Raw genomic sequence first — 16,470 nt, 5'->3', positions numbered from 1 at the left:
CCCGACGCGGGTGGGCAGAGTGGCCCACCCGGGGTATGGGGGATGAACCGATGACCTTTCACCGCACGAACGCCGGTGGCGTGGCGAACGCCCGACGGACCCGCCTCGGCGCCGACTGGGCACCCACCCACGAGGCCGAGCCGCGGGAATACCAGGTGACCGACGGCCCGGTGGCCAACCACCAGCGCTCCCGCGCCGAGGACGACCCCGCCGGCGGCGGCGAGTCCTGAACCCGGGCCGGGGGGTGACTAGGCTCGGCGCGTGGAGCAGATCCGAACCCTCACCCCCCGCACCGCCGTCATCTGGTCGGTGCTCCGGGCCGAGCTGGACCGGCGGGCCGGCGAACGACTCTCCGTGCTCGACGTCGGCGGCGGGACCGGCGGCTTCGCCGTCCCGCTCGCCGAGGCCGGTCACCGGGTCACCGTGGTCGACGCCAGCCCCGACGCGCTCGCCGCGCTGACCCGCCGGGCCGCCGAGGCCGGGGTCGCCGATCGGGTACGCGCGACGCAGGGCGACGCCGACGCGCTCACCGGACTCGTCGAACCGGCCACCGTGGACCTGGTGCTCTGTCACTCCGTCCTCGAGGTGGTCGACGACCCGGAACCCGTGATGTCCGCGCTGGTCACCGCGTTGCGGCCGGGTGGCGCGGCGAGCGTACTCGTCGCCGGCCGGGCCGCCGCCGTGTTCGGCCGGGCGATGAACGGGCAACTGGACGCCGCCGCCGCGCTCGCCGCCGACCCGCACGGCACCACCGGCCGCCGGGACACGCTGCGCCGCCGCTACGACGCCGCCGACGCGAGCGCGCTGCTCACCGCCGCCGGCCTCGTCGTGGAGGAGATCCACGGGGTACGCGTGCTCGCCGACCTTCTCCCGGCCGCGGTGGCCGACGGCCAGCAGGCCGCCCTGGTCGAGCTGGAGCGCGCGCTCGCCGCCCGGTCCCCGTACCGGGATCTCGCCGCCCAGCTGCACCTGTTCGCCCGCCGCCCGGCATGACCGGTCCGGCTTCCGGCCCGACGCCCGGCCCGGCTCCCGGCCCGCTGGACCGGGTGGCGCCGCGCTACGACGGCGGCGCCCTGACCGACGTGCTGCCCAGCGCGCTGGCGCTGCTCGGCGTACCGGGCGCGGCCGACCGGCTCGGCCTGACCCCGCGCCTGGCCGGGGTACGCCGGATCGCGGTGCTGCTCGTCGACGGCCTCGGCTGGTACCAGATCCCCACCGCCGCCCCGTACGCCCCGACGCTCGCCGGCCTGACCGCCACCGCCGGCCGGCCGCTCACCACCGGCTTCCCGTCCACCACCCCGACCAGCCTGGTCAGCCTCGGCACCGGCACCGGGTCCGGCGCGCACGGCGTGCTCGGCTTCACGGTCCGGGTGCCCGGCACCGACCGGGTGCTCAACCACATCGACTGGACCGGCGACCCGGACCCGGCGAGCTGGCAGCCGGTGCCCACCTGGTACCAGCGGGCGCGCGCCGCCGGGGTCGCGGTGACGGTGGTCAGCCGTCCCGAGTTCGCCGGCAGCGGCCTCACGCTCGCCGCCAACCGGGGCGGCGACTACCGGGGCGCAGCGGGCGTCGACGCGCTCGCCGCCCGGATGCTGGCGGCGCTTGCCGCCGGGGACGGGCCCGCACTGGTCTCCGGCTACCACCCCGACCTGGACCGGCACGGGCACCTCAGCGGCGTGGACTCCGCGCCCTGGCGGACCGCCGCCGCCGAGGTGGACGTCCTGCTGGCCCGGCTCGTCGACGGGCTGCCGCCGGACGCCGCGCTGCTGGTCACCGCCGACCACGGCCAGCTCGACGTGCCCGCCGCGCACCGGATCGACCTGGACACCGACCCCCGGCTGCGGACCGGGGTACGGGTGGTCGCCGGTGAGCCCCGGGTCCGCTACCTGCACGTCGAGCCGGGCGCCGAAGCCGACGTGGTGGCCGCCTGGACCGAGGTGCTGGGCCCGGCCGCGCAGGTGCTGACCAGCGCCGAGGCGGTGGCGACCGGCTGGTTCGGGCCGGTGCCCGAGGCACACCTGACCCGGATCGGCGACGTGGTGGTGGTCTGCCGGGACACGTACGCGGTGGTCGCCACCCGCTCCGAACCGCCGATGGCGTCGCGGCTGGTGGCGTACCACGGCGCGGACACCGCCGCCGAGATGACGGTCCCGCTGCTGGTGGTCCGGGGCTGACCCCGGTTCGTCCGTGCTGGTGCGCCGGTGGCCGCGGGTCGGCCCCGCCTCGTGCGGGGTCGGCGGGCGGTGGGGTTGTCGGACCGGCGGGCTAGCCTGCTGGCATGGGCCGCAGCCAGTCGTTGCCCCGAGGCGGTGACCCGCGCTTCGGGCCGGACGCCGACGACACCGGCTGCACCATCCTGCACGTCGACATGGACGCGTTCTACGCCTCGGTGGAGGTGCGCCGCCGCCCCGAGCTGCGCGGCCGGCCGGTGGTGGTGGGCGGCGTCGGCCCGCGTGGCGTGGTCAGCTCCGCCAGCTACGAGGCCCGGCGGTACGGCGTCCGCAGCGCGATGCCCACCGCCCGCGCCCGCGCGCTCTGCCCCGGCGCGGTCTACCTCCCGCCCGACTTCACCGCCTACACCGAGGCGTCGCGGGCGGTCATGCGGATCTTCCGGGACGTCACGCCGCTGGTCGAGCCGCTGTCGCTGGACGAGGCGTTCCTCGACGTGGCGGGCGCCCGACGGCTGTTCGGCCGGCCCGCCGACATCGCCGCGCTGATCCGCCGCCGGGTCGCCGAGGAACAGCGGCTGACCTGTTCGGTCGGGGTGGGGCCGAGCAAGTTCGTGGCGAAGCTCGGCTCCACCCGGGCCAAGCCCGACGGCCTGCTCGTGGTCCCGGCCGCACAGGTGCTGGAGTTCCTGCACCCGCTGCCGGTGTCCGCGCTGTGGGGCGTGGGGGAGCGGTCCGCGGACGCGCTGCGCCGCCTCGGCCTGCGCACCGTACGCGACCTCGCCGAAGCGCCGGCCGGCCTGCTGCGCCGGGCGGTGGGCGAGGCGTCCGCCGCCCACCTGCACGAGCTGGCCTGGGGGCGTGACCCGCGTGGCGTCACGCCCGAGCAGGTGGAGAAGTCGATCGGCGCTGAGGTCACGTTCGACACCGACGTGACCGACCCGGACGAGATCCGGCGGTCCCTGCTCGCGCTCGCCGACAAGGCCGGCGCTCGGCTGCGGGCGGCCGGGCAGGTGGGCCGTACCGTGTCGCTCAAGGTCCGTTTCGCCGACTTCCGGACGATCAGCCGCTCCCGCACGCTCGCCGTGCCCACCGACACCGCCCGGGAGATGTTCGACACGGCCTGGGCACTGTGGGCCGCGCTCGCCCCGGGCGAGCCGGTTCGGCTGGTCGGGGTCCGGATGGAAGGTCTCGCCCCCGCCGGGCAGACCCCGCAGCAGCTCACCCTCGGTGCACCCGAACGCGGCTGGCGCGAGGCGGAGGCGGCGGCCGACGCGGCGGCCGCCCGATTCGGGCGGTCCGTCATAGGTCCGGCCAGTCTTCTCGGCCGCCGTGATACACGACAAGTCGAAAAACCGACCCGGCCGTAGGTCGTCCCGCTTTCCGACGCGCGGGGGCCCTCGTAGACTTGCGGGTAAGCAGCCGGTTGGCTGCCACGGTCTGTCGGCCCGCCCGGGCCGACCAACGTGACCGGGGAGGAGTGCCGTGCCGCTCTCGGAGCACGAGCAGCGGCTGTTCGAGCAGATCGAGCGGTCGCTTGCCGAGGACCCCAAGTTCGCCTCGGCCGTGCGCGCCAGCGACCCGCGTTTCCACGCGCGGCGTCGCGTGCTCGTCGCTGCCGGCGTGGTCGTCGCTGGTCTGGCCCTGTTGATCTACGGTGCCGTGATCAAGATTCCCGCGGTGGCCGTGGCGGGTTTCGTCGTCATGCTGGCCTCGTTGGGCTACGCGGTGCAGTCGCACCGCCGATCCCAGTCGCCCGACCTGCACGTGGTCGGCGGCACAACGAGCCGGCGTCGTCCCCGTGGCCGCAGTGGTGGTGGTCGCCGGGGCTCCTTCCTCGATCGGATGGAGGACCGCTGGCGGCAGCGCCCGGAGGGCCACCGCTGACCGCGTCCCGCCCCTGACCCGGGCGGGAAACCGGCGGCGCCTCCGTAACAGGCCGGCGAGCGCCGCCGGGGCGTCCTGCTGCCGGTCGCCGGGCAGCGCGGGCGAGGGCCCGCGCTCAGTCATGCCCGCAATCGACCCCACCGCCCCGCCGTCCCGCCACTCACCGTCCCGCCACTCGGCGCGCCCCGCGGTCCGCCTCCTCTGCACACCGCCCGCGCCTCCGTCAGCACCTGATGCCCGGGTCGCTCCACACGACCAGGCATGCGCACCGCGCCCGGGTCGCCCCGCACGTAAGCTGCGCACCGTGCCCGGGTCGCGGCAGAGCAGCTCCCCGTCGCGCCCGAGCCTCCCCGCCGCTCACCAGCAGGCAGCCACACCCGCCCTCCCGCGCGATCTTGCACTTTCGGCCCGAGCGGAGCCCCGAATGTCCCATTCGCCCGGGCACAAAGTGCAAGATCGTCGAGGCGGGGGTGGCGTGCCCAGCTCACCTGATCAGCCATGCTCGCCCGGCAGGCGGGATGCGCTGCCCATATCCCGGGAGCCCGTAGATCTTGGTAGGAAAGCGCCCCTATGGGGGCCATTTCGTACCAAGATCTCGTGCGTGCCCGGCCCAGAAGCGGTGATCAAGGAGTTTGTGTTCTCAGCGGGGCTGGATTTGGACACAAACTCCTTGATCAACGCCGTGGGGGCGGGCGGGGGACGGGGAGGGCAGGGGGCGGGAGGGGGCGGGCGGGTGGGTTAGCGGGTGGGTTAGCGGGTGGGGCGGTGGGCCAGGAGGCGGCGCGGGCTCCAGCGGGTCATCTGCTGCCGGACCTGGCCGCTCGTGGTCACCACCTTTGCCGACTGCTCGGCCAGGGCGGTGCGCCAACGCTGCAGCACCGACGGGGGCAGCAGCGCGGCCAGCAGCCGGGTACGGCGATCAGCGCCCGCCGCCAGCGCGCCCCGGACCGTACGCAGCGCCGGCTGCAGCTCCGCGTCGGTCAGCGGGTCACGGGCGTAGCGGGCGCGTTCCTCGGCGCGGCCGAGCAGGCGTACCCCGGTCGCGGCGTCTCCCCGCTCGGCGAGCGCCTCCCGGGCCAGCCGCTCGGCGGTGGCCCGTGGGGTCTCCGTGCGGTCCACCCGGACGTGGAAGTCGACGAGCGTGTCGAGCAGTTCGTCCCAGGCGGCGTGCGCGTCGGCGCGGGCCGCCTCGGCGTCCACGCCGACGACGACCGGCCGCGTCTCGCCGCGCTGACCCGGCACGGGCAGTGCGGTGGCCGCGGGCGGGACCGCCCGGACGCGCCGGCGGCGGCGCAGCGCGGAGCGGCGCAGGGCCGGTACGGCGAGCAGCGCCAGCAGCGCCAGCGCACCGGCCAGCCACCACGGCCAGACCGGGCTCTCCTCGGCCGGGCCGCCCTGGTTCAGCGTCAGGCCCTGGTCGGTGTCCTTGTCCAGCCGGTCCGCCTCGTTCGGCCCGGCCGACGGGCCGGCCGCGTCGGGCGCGCTGGTGCTGCCGGCCGACGGGGTGACCTCCTCGGGGGCGTCGATGTCCGGCGCCCAGGCCGAGCGGACCGAGCCGGGCACGGCCGCCGCCGGGGTGGCGTCGAACGGAACCCAGCCGATGCCGCTGAAGTGGACCTCGGTCCAGGCGTGCAGGTTGCGGTTGGTCAGCACGTACGTGCCGTTGTCGGCCTTGCTGCCGTTGGTGAACCCGACGGCGACCCGGGCGGGGATGCCGGCGGACCGGACCAGCCAGGCCATCGCCGCGGCGTACTGCTGGCAGTAGCCGACCTTGGTGGCGAGGAAGTCGGTGATGTCCTCGCCGCTGCTGCCGTTGCGGGTGGACAGCGCGTAGGCGAAGCCGTTGTCGACGGAGAAGTAGTCGTAGATCGCCCGGACCTTCTCGTAGTCGCCCGACTTGCCCTTGACCAGCTGCGCGACCAGTTCCTCGACGGCCGGGACGGACGGCCGCTCGGTCTGCTGCCGCATCAGGATGCTGTCCGAGGGCATCGGCGGGGCCGCGCGCAGCGCCGCCGGGCTGAAGGTGGACCGGACGTAGTCGAACGAGTAGCTCTTGCCGCGGGCGTTGTCCCGGTTGGAGAAGACGACCTGCTGGTTCGTGTCGTACAGCCAGTTGCCGTTGAGGTCTTCGGTCTTGACCGGCTCGGTGTAGACCGGCAGCAACGGCATGTTCAGGTTCTTCGTCACCTCGACGGTGGCGCGGTAGCGCTGCCGGTCGACGCCGCGCGGGGCGTCCTCCCGCGGCTCGGACAGCGAACGGGCGACCGACTTCCCGGTCGGCACGCGTGCCTGGAAGCCGCTCGGCCGCAGGTCGTCCACCACGCCCAGGCGCAGGTAGAACGGGGTGGTCTCGTTGGTGCTGACCTTGACCAGCTCGATTTCCTCGCTCTGGTTGAGCTGGCCGCTGAGCGCCGCGAACAGGTCGACCCGGCCCGAGCTGCCGCCCTGGCCCGGGCGCCCGTTGCCCTCGCCGGGCCCGGCGCCGACGTTGTTCAGCAGCCCGCCGGTCATCCCGGGCACGGCGAGCGGCAACGCCACCGCCACGATCACGCCGACCACGGCGAGCCGCCGTCCGGCCGCGGCGAGCGGGGACGCCTCCCAGACGTCCACGTCACGGCCCTCGCCGGTGAACCGGCGGCCGAACCGGCGTACCCGGTCGACGTTGTCGGTGACCAGCAGCCAGAGGTAACCGGCGGCGCCGACCACGAACGGGGTGGCCGGGACGCTGTCGACGTAGACCGCGACCGGCACCGAGTAGATGGCGAGCATCGGCAGGCCGGCCAGCGCCGGACGGCGCAACCCGACCGCGAGCACGTCCACCACCACCGCGACCGCGCCGATGCCGAGCACCGCGAGGAACAGCAGCGAGTCGACGTCCGGCACCTTCACGCCGTACGAGCGCATGTCCTGCAACGACGTCTGCAGCAGGTCGCCGAAGTGGGCGAACGTCGCAGGGGTCGGTACGAACGCGAGCAGTTCGGTGCCGCCGGGGAAGACCCACGTCAGGCCCAGTGTCAGCCCGGCCAGCATGGCCAGCACCTGCCCCCACAGCGGCATCCGGCCCAGCCGGCTCAACGCGGCCGAGCCGGCCACCACGGCGACCACGACGGCGGCCTGGATCAGCCAGGTCCAGCGTTCGAAGATCGCCGACAGCGGGGCCGCCGCCAGCAGCGTCGCCGCCGCGGCGACGAACCCGATGTTGCGGTGCGGGGTCACAGGACCATCCCTCCGGTCATCGTCGTCCGCCGGCCACCGTCTCGGCCATGGCCGCCCGCAGCGCGAAGCCCTGCGAGCCTCGCCCGGCCTGCGGCCACAGCATCGGCAGGCGGGTGCCGTGCTCCACCCCGATGACCCGCCAGCCGCTCTGCAGCAGCGCGAGCGCGGCGGCGCCGTGCGCCCGCTCCGCCTCGGTCCGGGCGTTCGGGGGCAGGTTGAGCCAGGTGTTGCTGTCGAGCAGGAACGCCACGCAGGTGGCCCCGTTGCCGCGCAGCCCGGCCAGCAGTTCCGCCTCGGCGGTGCCGAGCGTGCCGAGCAGCGCGATGATCAGACCGCCGTCGGCGCGCTGCCGCACCTGCTGCACCAGCGTGGTGATCTCGCCGCGCCGGTCCAGGTGCACGTCGGCGAGGTGGTCGAGCAGCAGTCCCTCGCCGCCGGCCTCGGTGGCCCCGACGTCGGCGCCGTTGCCGGTGACCAGCCGCAGCTTGTAGCCGGCCTCGCGCAGGTGCACGGCGATGCTGGCGGCGGCCGAGACCGCCCACTCGAAGCTGGCCGTCGGGCCCTCGCCCCGGTGCGCGGCGGCGCGGGTGTCGAGCACCACCGTCGCGCGGCTCTCCCACGGCTGTTCCTCGCGGCGCACCATCAGCTCACCGGTGCGGGCGGTGGACTTCCAGTGCACCCGGCGCAGGTCGTCGCCCCTCCGGTACTCCCGGGTGGCGGCGTCGTCCTCGCCGTGCACCGCCACCGAGCGGGCCCGGCTGTCGCCGCTGCCGGCGTACTCACCGGGCAGCCGGACCGACGGCAGCGGGGTGACCTGCGGGATCACCGTGAGGTGGTCGGTGCTGGGGAACGACCGGGTCAGCTCGCACAGGCCGAACGGGTCGGTCAGCCGGATCACCAGCGGCCCCACCTCGTAGCGGCCGCGCACGTCCGCGCGGACCGTGTACGCCACGGAGCTGGCCTGGTGCGCGCCGAGCCGCTCCAGCACCACCCGGGGCCGGCTGCCCAGCGCGTACGGCAGGCGGTCCTCCAGCAGCAGCGTGCCGGTGGGCAGCCGGGACAGGTTCTGCAGCCGCAGCACCACCCGGGAGCTGGCGCCGACCGGCACCCGGTGCGGCTCCAGCGACCTGTTGCAGGCCAGCTTGTACCGGCTGCGTCCGACGTACGCGGCGGCCAGCAGCGGCAGCACGGCGAGCAGCACCGCCACCCGGAGCAGGTCCTTCTCGCCCAGGATGCCCGCGGAGATCGCCGCGGCCACCGCGGCCGCCAGGAAGGAGCGGCCGCGGGTGGTCAGCCCACGAAGGCCGTCACGCACGTCACGGCCTCCGCGGCTCGTACGGCCCGCGGCCGTTGCCGCCGCCGCCGGGCCGGGTGTCGTACGGCGAGCGCTGCCGGTCGTGCGGGAGCGGCAGGCGGTGCACCAGCTCGGAGACGATCGCGTCGGTGGTACGCCGGGCCAGCTGCGCGTCCGCGGTCGGGATGATCCGGTGCGCCAGCACCGGCACCGCGAGGACCTGGAGGTCGTCCGGCAGGACGTAGTCGCGGCCCTCCAGCGCGGCCACCGCGCGGGCGGTGCGCAGCAGCTGGAGCGTGGCCCGCGGGGACGCGCCCAGGCGCAGGTCGGGCGCCTCCCGGGTGGCGGTGACCAGGTCGATCGCGTACTGCTTGACCGCGTCGGCGACGTGCACCTGCCGGACGTGGCCGATCAGCCGGCGGACGGTGGCCGCGTCGGAGACGGCCCGCAGCCCTGGCAGCGGGTCGACGCCCCCGTGCCCGTCGAGCATGGCCAGCTCGGCGCGCGGGTCCGGGTAGCCCATCGCGATGCGGGCGGTGAACCGGTCGCGTTGCGCCTCGGGCAGCGGGTAGGTGCCCTCCATCTCGATCGGGTTCTGCGTCGCGATCACCATGAACGGCGTCTGCAACTGGTAGGTGACCCCGTCGACGGTGACCTGCCGCTCCTCCATGCACTCCAGCAACGCCGACTGGGTCTTCGGCGAGGCCCGGTTGATCTCGTCGCCGACCACCAGGTTGGCGAAGACCGCGCCGGGGCGGAACTCGAAGTCGTGCGTCTCCTGGTTGTAGACGCTGACGCCGGTGACGTCGCTGGGAAGCAGGTCGGGGGTGAACTGGATCCGCCGGACCGAGCAGTCGATGGACCGGGCCATCGCCTTGGCGAGCTTGGTCTTGCCGACGCCGGGCACGTCCTCGATGAGCAGGTGACCCTCGGCCAGCAGCACCGCCAGGGCGAGCCGGACGGTGGCGGTCTTGCCCTCGATGACCTGCTCGATGTTGGCCACGATGGCCTCGCTGGCGGCGCGGAACTCGTCGTGCGGCAGCAGACCGCCCACCTCGTCCCAGGTCTGTTGTGTCACGGGCCTCCTCCTCGTCGCCTGGACGGCAGCTCTTTATAGAGCACCTGGACCCGCCGTTGGGTTCGCGACGCCGAGCCTCGTCTGCCGCAGAAATCTCATTGGTATCTCAGGCTAACCATGTTTGTCGTTACTGCCGACTCCCGCAGGTGGTCGGTCGGTTACGCCCGGAATATTCGCCGGACCGGGGGACCGGCCGCCGCGGGTGGAACGGGCGCGCCGCCGCCGAGGGGTGCGAGGTACACTGCCTGCATGGCCGGGTTCTTCCTGCTTCTTACCGAGCCGTGTTGATGCGCTGAACGCGCGACAGCACGGCCGCCCCTCCTGCGCGAGGGGCTTTTTTGTGCCCGCAGCAGACCGCCCACAATTTTTTCGAATCGATCCGCGCCGAGGAGACGCCATGAGTGAGGCAGCCGCACCGGCGACCGACATCCCCCCGTTCCGGTACACCGCCGCCCTGGCCGACGAGATCGAGCACCGCTGGCAGGACACCTGGGCGCGGGAGGGCACCTTCCACGCGCCGAACCCGGTCGGTCCGCTGGCCGACCCGGGCCACCCGCGCGCGGGCGCCGAGAAGCTGTACGTGCTGGACATGTTCCCGTACCCGTCCGGCGCCGGCCTGCACGTCGGCCACCCGCTGGGCTACATCGGCACCGACTGCTACGCCCGCTACCAGCGGATGGCCGGGCGCAACGTGCTGCACGCGATGGGCTTCGACGCGTTCGGCCTGCCCGCCGAGCAGTACGCGGTGCAGACCGGCACCCACCCCCGGACCACCACCGAGGCCAACATCGAGCGGTACCGGGAGCAGCTGCGCCGGCTGGGTCTGGGCCACGACGAGCGGCGGTCGGTGGCGACCATCGACACCGAGTTCTACCGCTGGACGCAGTGGATCTTCCTGCAGGTCTTCAACTCCTGGTACGACGCGGACGCGAAGAAGGCCCGGCCGATCGCCGAGCTGATCGCCGAGTTCGAGGGCGGCACCCGCGCCACCCCGGACGGGCGTCCGTGGGCCGAGCTGTCCGTGGGGGAGCGGCGGCGCATCGTCGACGACCACCGCCTGGCGTACGTCTCGCAGGCGCCGGTGAACTGGTGCCCAGGACTGGGCACCGTGCTGGCCAACGAGGAGGTCACCGCCGACGGCCGCTCCGAGCGCGGCAACTTCCCGGTCTTCAAGCGCAACCTGAAGCAGTGGATGATGCGGATCACCGCGTACGGGGACCGGCTGCTGGAGGACCTGGACACACTGGACTGGCCGGAGCCGATCAAGCTGCAGCAGCGCAACTGGATCGGCCGGTCGACCGGCGCGCACATCGACTTCCCGACCGACGCGGCCCCCGTGCGGGTGTTCACCACCCGGCCGGACACCGTCTTCGGCGCCACCTACATGGTGCTGGCGCCCGAGCACGAGCTGGTCGACGTGCTGACGCCGGCCGCCTGGCCGGAGGGGACGAAGGACGCCTGGACCGGCGGGCACGCCGGCCCGCGTGAGGCCGTCGAGGCGTACCGGAAGGCCGCCGCGGCCAAGACGGACGTGGAGCGGCAGGCGGACAGCAAGGAGAAGACCGGCGTCTTCGTCGGCGCCTACGCCACCAATCCGGTGACCGGCGGGCAGATCCCGATCTTCATCGCCGACTACGTGCTGGCCGGGTACGGCACCGGCGCGATCATGGCGGTGCCCGCGCAGGACGAGCGGGACTGGGACTTCGCCGAGGTCTTCGAGCTGCCGATCGTGCGGACCGTGCAGCCGCCGGAGGGCTTCGACGGCAAGGCGTACACCGGTGACGGCCCGGCGATCAACAGCGCCGCGCCGGAGCGCGGCATCGACCTGGACGGCCTGGGCGTCACCGACGCCAAGGCCCGGATCATCGAGTGGCTGGAGGCCAACGGGCACGGCGCCGGCGCGGTCACCTGGCGGCTGCGCGACTGGCTGTTCTCCCGGCAGCGCTACTGGGGCGAGCCGTTCCCGATCGTGTACGACGAGACCGGTGCGCCGATCGCGCTGCCGGAGTCGATGCTGCCGGTCGAGCTGCCCGAGGTGGAGGACTTCTCGCCGAAGACGTTCGACCCGGAGGACGCCGACAGCAACCCGGAGACCCCGCTGTCGCGGCGGCGCGACTGGGTGGAGGTGGAGCTGGACCTGGGCGACGGGCCCAAGCGCTACACCCGCGAGACCAACGTGATGCCGCAGTGGGCCGGCTCCTGCTGGTACGAGCTGCGCTACCTGGACCCGACGGACTCGCAGCGCTTCGCCGACCCGGCGAACGAGGCGTACTGGATGGGTCCGCGCCGCGACGGCGACTGCGGGGGCACCGACCTGTACGTCGGCGGTGCCGAGCACGCCGTGCTGCACCTGCTGTACGCGCGCTTCTGGCACAAGGTGCTGTACGACCTGGGCCACGTGTCGTCGTTCGAGCCGTTCCGCCGCCTGTTCAACCAGGGCATGATCCAGGCGTACGCGTTCGTCGACCCGCGCGGCGCCTACGTGCCCGCCGAGGAGGTCGTCGAGGTCGACGGCCGCTGGTTCCACGGCGAGACCGAGGTGCGGCGCGAGTACGGCAAGATGGGCAAGTCGCTGAAGAACGTGGTCACCCCGGACGACATGTGCGCGGCGTACGGCGCCGACACGTTCCGGGTGTACGAGATGTCGATGGGCCCGCTGGAGGTGTCCCGCCCGTGGGAGACCCGGGCCGTGGTCGGCTCGTACCGGTTCCTGCAGCGGGTCTGGCGCACCGTCGTCGACGAGCAGACCGGTGAGCTGCGCGTCACCGACGAGCCGGCCGACGAGGCGACCCGGCGGCTGCTGCACAAGGCGATCGACGGGGTCCGCGCCGACATGGACGGGATCCGGTTCAACACCGCCATCGCCAAGCTGATCGAGCTGACCAACGGCCTGACCCGGCTGGCGCGTACGCCGCGCGAGGTGGCCGAGCCGCTGGTGCTGATGGTCGCCCCGTTCGCCCCGCACATGGCCGAGGAGCTGTGGCGCAAGCTGGGTCACGACACCTCGCTGACGTACGCGGACTTCCCGGTCGCCGACCCGGCCCTGCTGGTGGCCGAGTTGGTCACGTACCCGGTGCAGGTCAACGGCAAGGTCCGGGGCCGGGTCGAGGTGCCCGCCGACGCGTCCGAGGACGTGGTCCGCGCGGCCGCACTGGAGGCGGTCGCCGGCACGCTGGGCGGCAAGGAGCCCCGCAAGGTGATCGTGGTGAAGGGCCGGATGGTCTCGGTCGTCGCCTGACCCGGGTCGGTGGGCGTGTCCACATCGGGGCACGCCCACCGCCGGTCAGAGTGCGCGGCGTCGCCGCTCGGCCCGCCACCAGCGGTGGATGATCAGCACACTGGCGATCAGGCCGAGGCTGGCCGGCGCGGCCGCGTACCAGTTGATCGAACCGGGACTTGTCGCGGCGGCGCCGATCGCCGCGTAGCCGACGGCCGTCGGGGCGGAGGCGATCACGCTGCCGGCCAGGAACGGCAGGATCCGGGCGGCGGTGGTGCCGTAGCCGTAGCTGACCAGGCCGAACCCGGCGATCGGCAGCAGCCGCACGGTGACCACGCCGAAGACGCTCTGCCGGGCGAACCAGCCGTCGAGGCGGGCCAGCCGGCCGCGGACCCGCTCGGCGACGAACTCGCGGCCCAGCACCCGGCCCACTGTGAAGCCGATGGCCGCCGCGAGCAGCGCCGCGCCGAGCGCGTACGCGGCGCCCTGGACCGGGCCGAAGATCGCGCCTGCGGCCAGCGTGACGAACGTCCGCGGCACCAGCGCCACCAGCAGCAGCGCGCCGCCGATCACCGCTGCGGGCGGGCCGTAATCGCCGAGCGAGTCGGCGAGCCGGGGCAGGTCGGCCGGGTCCGGCCGGGGCACCAGCAGCAGCGTCACGCCGAACCCGGCGAGCAGCAGCAGGAGCAGCCCGAACCGGCGCGCCGAGGGCTGCCGCAGCAACCCGGCGAGCCGGCGGGCCACCGGTCGCCGCCCCGGCCGGGCGGCGTCGGTCACGGCCTCGGGGCGGCGGCCACCGCGGTGCGGCGCTCGGAGCGGAGGCGGTCGGCCCAGGTGTCGTCGAGCGGGGGGAGCTGGTGGATGCCGGTCGCCCAGCGCAGCAGCAGGTCGGCCAGGTCGGGGTTGCGGGCCAGCGCCGGGCCGTGCGAGTAGGTGCCGAGCAGCTTGCCCCGCCACGCGCCCTCGGTGGCGCCGTCGTTGCCGACCCCGGTGGTGACCCGGGCCAGCGGGGACACGCCCGGGCCGAGGTGGGTGCGGCCGCCGTGGTTCTCGAACCCGGACAGGTGCGGGATGCCCAGCCGTGGGTCGACCTCGCCGGCCAGCTCGCCCACGGCCCGGGTGGGGCCGCGGTCGGAGGAGAGGTCGAGCAGCTCCAGGCCGGCGCAGCGGGTGCCCTTGGCGAAGAAGGAGGTGCCGAGCAGTTGGTAGCCGGCGCAGACGCCGAACACCACCGAACCCTGGGCCACCGCCCGGTGCAGGCCGCCGTCGGCGATCAGGCGCTGGGCGCCGAGCGCCTGCGGGCCGTCCTCGCCGCCACCGATCAAATAGATGTCGGCGGTGGCGGGCAGCCGCTGGTCGGAGCGGACCTCCAGCACCTCGACCGGCATGCCGCGCAGCTGGGCCCGGCGGGCCAGGATCAGCGCGTTGCCCCGGTCGCCGTAGGTGGACAGCAGGTCGGGATAGATCCAGACGATGCGCAGGCTCTCAGTTGACACGGTCCAGCTCCGCTCGGATGTCCTGGAAGGCGGTGTAGTTGGCGATGACCTCCAGCCGGCCCGGCGGCACCGCGCGGACGGCCTCGTCGAAGCTGCGGACGTGCTGGAACGGCACCCCGTTGACCTCCAGCCGCACCGCCAGGTCGTACGCCCGGTCGCCGGTGATCAGCACCTGCCGGCCGGTCAGCGGGGAGAAGTCCACGTCGAACAGCCAGGAGGTGTCCAGCCCGTCGGGGTCGCGGGCGTTGATGGACAGCAGTGTCGGCGCGACGTCAGCCATGTCGAACGCCTCCAGCCAGCTCGCCGGGTTCTTCGCCAGCAGCAGCCGGATGTTGCGCCCGTCGCGGTCGACCTGGGCGTAGCGGCCGGCCACCGAGGTGACGGTGCCGAGCCGGGACACCGCGTCCACCGGGCGTACGCCGAACTCGGCGGCGACGGCCAGCGCGGTGGCCGCGTTGCCGAGGTTGACCTTGCCGGGGAGCTGGAGCCGGATCTTGTGCCAGGCGCCGGTGGGGTCGAGCACGCCGTCGTCCTCGACCGTCCAGTTCGGCTCGGGGCGGCGCAGCGGGCAGCCGGTGCACCACCACTGCTCGCCGGAGCGCTGAATGGTGGAGCCGCACTCGGGGCAGACCCAGGAGTCGTCGTGCCAGCGCTGCCCGGCGCTGAACCAGGTGACGTGCGGCGGCACGTGGCCCTGGGCCGGGTCGGCCGGCGGGCAGGCGGCCCACACCACCATCGGGTCGTCGGCGTTGGCGACCACCCGCACCCGCGGGTGCCGGACCAGGGCGGCGCGCCAGAGCTGCGCCATCATGGCGACCTCCTTGGCGCGGTCGAGCTGGTCGCGGGAGAGGTTGAGCAGCGCCACCACGTGCGGCTCGGTCGCCTCCAGCACCTGGGCGAGGTAGTGCTCGTCCACCTCCAGCACCGCGTACGGCGTGCTGCCGGCCTTTGCCAGCGCCGAGGTGTGGCCGGTGGGCATGTTCGCGCCGAAGGAGTTGGTGGCGACCCGGCCCAGCACGCCGACCGCGGCGGTGGTGAGCCGGGTGGTGGTGGTCTTGCCGTTGGTGCCGGACACCAGGGCGATGGCCCGCCCGGCCGAGAGGTGGGCGAGCAGGTCCGGGTCGATCTTGAGGCCGATCCAGCCGCCGATCACCGAACCGTCGCCACGGCCCGCGGCCCGCGACAGCGCCGCGGCGGTGCGCGACACGGAGCTGGCCACCTTTGCCCGCAAGGGCATCTTCGCGTCCGTCACGCGAGCGAGGTTACCGGACCGCCACCTCCACCAGATCGCCGCCGACGGCGAACCGTTCGGCCGGGGACGGCCCGGCGGACGGGCGGAGCGCGCGGGGCCGGACGGCGGCGGTCGATGTCGGGTAGCGGACGGTGTGGGGCGCGCCCCACCCCCTCCACTCCGCCCCACCCGCGTTGACGTGCGGTTTTGCGCGCGGAAACGCCACGCCGCGCGGGCGATTCTGGTTGCAGGTGGAGGGAAGTGGAGTAGAGTGGGGCGCGATGGTGAGGCCGGGAGGGCCACACCGGCCCGGGGGGTCAGCGGCGCCGCGAACGCCGCTCAGGGCGAGGGGGTTGGGCCGATGTTCCTCGGCACCCACACTCCGCGCCTGGACGACAAAGGCCGGTTGATCCTGCCGGCGAAGTTCCGGGACGAACTGGCGGGGGGTGTCGTGATCACCAAAGGGCAGGAGCGCTGCCTCTACGTCTTCCCGATGCCCGAGTTCCAGCGGATCGCGGACCAGTTGCGCGCGCAGCCGATGACGAGCAAGGCGGCCCGGGCCTACAGCCGGGTCTTCTTCGCCAGCGCGCACGACGAGGTGCCGGACAAGCAGGGGCGGGTCACGATTCCCGGTCACCTGCGGTCGTACGCGGCACTGGACCGGGATCTGGTCGTGATCGGAGCGAGCACCCGGGTGGAGATCTGGGACAGGGCGGCCTGGGAGGCCTACCTCGCGGAGAGCGAAGACGACTTCGCCGACATCGAGGAGGGGGTGCTGCCCGGCGGTCTGTAGGGCGTGACGGCGCCCGACGTACTGCGAGATCTCCAGCCGCTTTCGAGTTCCTGGCACCCCTTCCCCGGTGCCAGGCGCACGATCCGA

13 protein-coding genes are annotated in these 16,470 nt (G+C 74.1%); 7 read left to right on the top strand and 6 right to left on the bottom strand.

All coding sequences use genetic code 11. The features are described 5' to 3' along the window. The first annotated feature begins 50 nt into the window (after positions 1-50). The 5 genes from CLT75_RS15535 to CLT75_RS15515 all read left to right on the top strand — a co-directional run bounded on the left by CLT75_RS15535 (position 51) and on the right by CLT75_RS15515 (position 4,058). The gene (locus CLT75_RS15535; protein WP_013287622.1) at positions 51-230 is read left to right on the top strand and encodes a hypothetical protein; all 180 of its coding nucleotides are present in this window, start codon (positions 51-53) and stop codon (positions 228-230) included. Positions 231-261: 31 nt separating this feature from the next. Further along, on the top strand, positions 262-993 hold the full coding sequence (locus tag CLT75_RS15530) for a methyltransferase domain-containing protein (protein WP_135241296.1): 732 nt from the start codon (positions 262-264) through the stop codon (positions 991-993). Further along, a complete protein-coding gene (locus CLT75_RS15525) occupies positions 990-2,177 on the top strand; it encodes an alkaline phosphatase family protein (protein ID WP_135241295.1) in 1,188 nt (395 codons plus the stop codon). The genes CLT75_RS15530 and CLT75_RS15525 overlap by 4 nt, the downstream gene beginning before the upstream one ends. A gap of 104 nt (positions 2,178-2,281) precedes the next feature. Continuing rightward, the gene (locus CLT75_RS15520) at positions 2,282-3,541 is read left to right on the top strand and encodes a DNA polymerase IV (RefSeq protein WP_135241294.1); all 1,260 of its coding nucleotides are present in this window, start codon (positions 2,282-2,284) and stop codon (positions 3,539-3,541) included. A 115-nt stretch (positions 3,542-3,656) separates the two neighbouring features. Next, on the top strand, positions 3,657-4,058 hold the full coding sequence (locus tag CLT75_RS15515; RefSeq protein ID WP_128139017.1) for a DUF3040 domain-containing protein: 402 nt from the start codon (positions 3,657-3,659) through the stop codon (positions 4,056-4,058). Positions 4,059-4,808: 750 nt separating this feature from the next. Here CLT75_RS15515 and CLT75_RS15510 read toward each other — a convergent pair. Genes CLT75_RS15510 through CLT75_RS15500 form a run of 3 tightly spaced genes read right to left on the bottom strand, consistent with a single transcriptional unit; the run spans position 4,809 to position 9,646 of the window. Beyond that, positions 4,809-7,274: a transglutaminase TgpA family protein gene (locus CLT75_RS15510; RefSeq protein ID WP_135241293.1), complete on the bottom strand. Its 2,466-nt coding sequence runs from the start codon at positions 7,272-7,274 to the stop codon at positions 4,809-4,811. Positions 7,275-7,290: 16 nt separating this feature from the next. Further along, positions 7,291-8,589: a DUF58 domain-containing protein gene (locus CLT75_RS15505; protein WP_135241292.1), complete on the bottom strand. Its 1,299-nt coding sequence runs from the start codon at positions 8,587-8,589 to the stop codon at positions 7,291-7,293. 1 nt (position 8,590) lies between these two features. Then, positions 8,591-9,646 carry an AAA family ATPase gene (locus tag CLT75_RS15500; RefSeq protein WP_135241291.1) on the bottom strand — a complete coding sequence of 352 codons (1,056 nt, stop codon included), beginning with the start codon at positions 9,644-9,646 and terminating at the stop codon, positions 8,591-8,593. Between the two features lie 397 nt (positions 9,647-10,043). On the opposite strand from CLT75_RS15500, the gene leuS reads away from it, so the two are divergent. Next, positions 10,044-12,884, top strand: a complete 2,841-nt coding sequence (leuS, locus tag CLT75_RS15495; protein ID WP_135241290.1) for a leucine--tRNA ligase — start codon at positions 10,044-10,046, stop codon at positions 12,882-12,884. Between the two features lie 45 nt (positions 12,885-12,929). Here leuS and CLT75_RS15490 read toward each other — a convergent pair whose 3' ends face one another. Genes CLT75_RS15490 through CLT75_RS15480 form a run of 3 tightly spaced genes read right to left on the bottom strand, consistent with a single transcriptional unit; the run spans position 12,930 to position 15,596 of the window. After that, complete coding sequence (locus CLT75_RS15490; protein ID WP_486485348.1) at positions 12,930-13,607, bottom strand: TVP38/TMEM64 family protein; 678 nt, start codon at positions 13,605-13,607, stop codon at positions 12,930-12,932. Positions 13,608-13,636: 29 nt separating this feature from the next. Continuing rightward, the gene (locus tag CLT75_RS15485; RefSeq protein ID WP_091420812.1) at positions 13,637-14,359 is read right to left on the bottom strand and encodes a type 1 glutamine amidotransferase; all 723 of its coding nucleotides are present in this window, start codon (positions 14,357-14,359) and stop codon (positions 13,637-13,639) included. Further along, positions 14,349-15,596: a MurT ligase domain-containing protein gene (locus CLT75_RS15480; RefSeq protein WP_135244027.1), complete on the bottom strand. Its 1,248-nt coding sequence runs from the start codon at positions 15,594-15,596 to the stop codon at positions 14,349-14,351. Before CLT75_RS15480 ends, CLT75_RS15485 begins: the two co-directional genes overlap by 11 nt. Positions 15,597-15,951: 355 nt before the next feature. Here CLT75_RS15480 and mraZ point away from each other — a divergent pair, with 355 nt between their 5' ends. Beyond that, a complete protein-coding gene (gene mraZ / locus CLT75_RS15475) occupies positions 15,952-16,383 on the top strand; it encodes a division/cell wall cluster transcriptional repressor MraZ (protein ID WP_073831045.1) in 432 nt (143 codons plus the stop codon). Positions 16,384-16,470: the final 87 nt, after the last annotated feature.

This window comes from Micromonospora sp. CNZ285, assembly GCF_004637285.1.
This window is presented reverse-complemented; position numbering and strand designations above follow the sequence as displayed.